The 1457-nt window shown below is 67.1% G+C and carries 2 protein-coding genes; both read left to right on the top strand.

The genetic code is table 11. The features are described 5' to 3' along the window. A partial coding sequence (locus ACNA7R_RS20345; protein WP_416285354.1) for a PstC family ABC transporter permease occupies positions 1 to 574 on the top strand: 574 nt, incomplete at its 5' end. After that, the gene (locus tag ACNA7R_RS20340; protein WP_416285353.1) at positions 574 to 1434 is read left to right on the top strand and encodes a PstA family ABC transporter permease; all 861 of its coding nucleotides are present in this window, start codon (positions 574 to 576) and stop codon (positions 1432 to 1434) included. The genes ACNA7R_RS20345 and ACNA7R_RS20340, both read left to right, overlap by 1 nt. Positions 1435 to 1457 lie beyond the last annotated feature (23 nt).

Raw genomic sequence — 1457 nt, 5'->3', positions numbered from 1 at the left:
GTTCATCGACGTGCTCGCCGCGATCCCCAGCGTAATCTTCGGGCTCGTGGGTCTGATCGTCGTCGTTCCGTTCGTCGGCGACTACCTCGCGCCCGCCGTCGGCGCCCACAGCATCGGGCTCGGCATCGTGACGGTGAGTCTGGTGATGGCGATCATCGTCACCCCGTTCATGATCTCGCTGTCGGTCGAATCGCTCGAGGCGCTACCGGACGAACTCCGGGAGTCCTCGCTGGGCGTCGGTGCGACGAAGTGGGAGACCATCCGAACCGTCCTGTTGCGGGCCGCAGGGCCGGGGATCTTCTCCGCGATTCTGCTCGGCTTCGGGCGCGTCTTCGGCGCGACGATCGTCCCCGCGATGCTCATCGGCGGGCAGACGGCAATCCCAGACGGCCCCTTCGACGCCGGCGAGACGCTGCCGACGCTGATCGTCAACGACTTCGGCGAGCTGATGTCGATTCCGCTGACCCAGTCGGCGCTGATCCTCGTCGGGCTGACGTTGCTCGTCGTCGTCTGGATCTTCAATTTCGGGGCGATGCTTATCCGTCGCCGACTGCAACGGAGGTGGCAGTACTGATGGACCGCTACACCGAGCAGCGACTGTTCGGCCTGCTGGCCCGCGCGAGCGCTGCGCTCATCCTCGCGGTGCTGGCCATGGTCGTCGGCGTCACCCTCTGGCGAGGCGGCCGCGTCTTCGTCACCGATCCCGCTGTCATGGTGACGGCGCCGGGCTCGCGATACATGCTGGACGGCGGCGGCGGGTTCCTCCACGCCGTCCTAGGCAGTATCTTCATCGTCGTTCCCGCGACGGTGGTCGCCTCGATCCTCGCCATCTCGACGGCGATCTTCCTCCAGAGCGACTACTCGAGCGAGCGCACCTCCGACGTGATCAACATGTTCCTGAACGTGCTCTGGGGGACGCCGCCGATCGTCTACGGGGTGTTCGTGCTGACGATCATCATCGCCGCCGGCGCCCAGACGAGCCTGATCTTCGGGACGATCGCGATCGCGATCTTCCAGTACCCGATCATGACCCGGTACGCCGACGAGGCGCTTCGGGCGGCCCCGGACACGGTCAAGGAGGCCTCGTACGGGCTGGGCGCGACCCGGTTCGAGACCGCCCGGATGACCGTCCGCGCGGCCCTACCGGGCGTCATCGCCGGGATCATCATGGGCTTCGCCCGCGGGATCGGCGACGCCGCCACGGTGCTGTTTACGGCCGGCCGGAGCACCCAGATGCCCGGCGGCCCGTTCGATCCCGCGACGACGCTGCCGATCCTCATCTTCGAGCAGGCGGCGTCGTTCAACGCCGAAGTCCGCTCGCACGCCTACGCGGCGTCGTTCGTCCTCATCGTCGCCGTGCTCGCGCTGATACTCGCATCGAAACTCCTCGCAGGGAGATTCGCCCGCTTCGCACCAGGAGGGAGACACTCATGACAGACGACATCGCACTCCGCACC

It is taken from the genome of Natronococcus sp. (assembly GCF_047921035.1).
Classification (GTDB): Archaea; Halobacteriota; Halobacteria; order Halobacteriales; family Natrialbaceae; genus Natronococcus.
The sequence above is the reverse complement of the archived record's forward strand: the minus strand, read 5'-3'. Positions and strand labels throughout refer to the sequence as shown.

What these genes read in the sequence shown, in the direction of transcription:
- ACNA7R_RS20340 (WP_416285353.1), top strand. Translation starts at nt 574, where the DNA reads ATGGACCGCTACACCGAGCAGCGACTGTTCGGCCTGCTGGCCCGCGCG.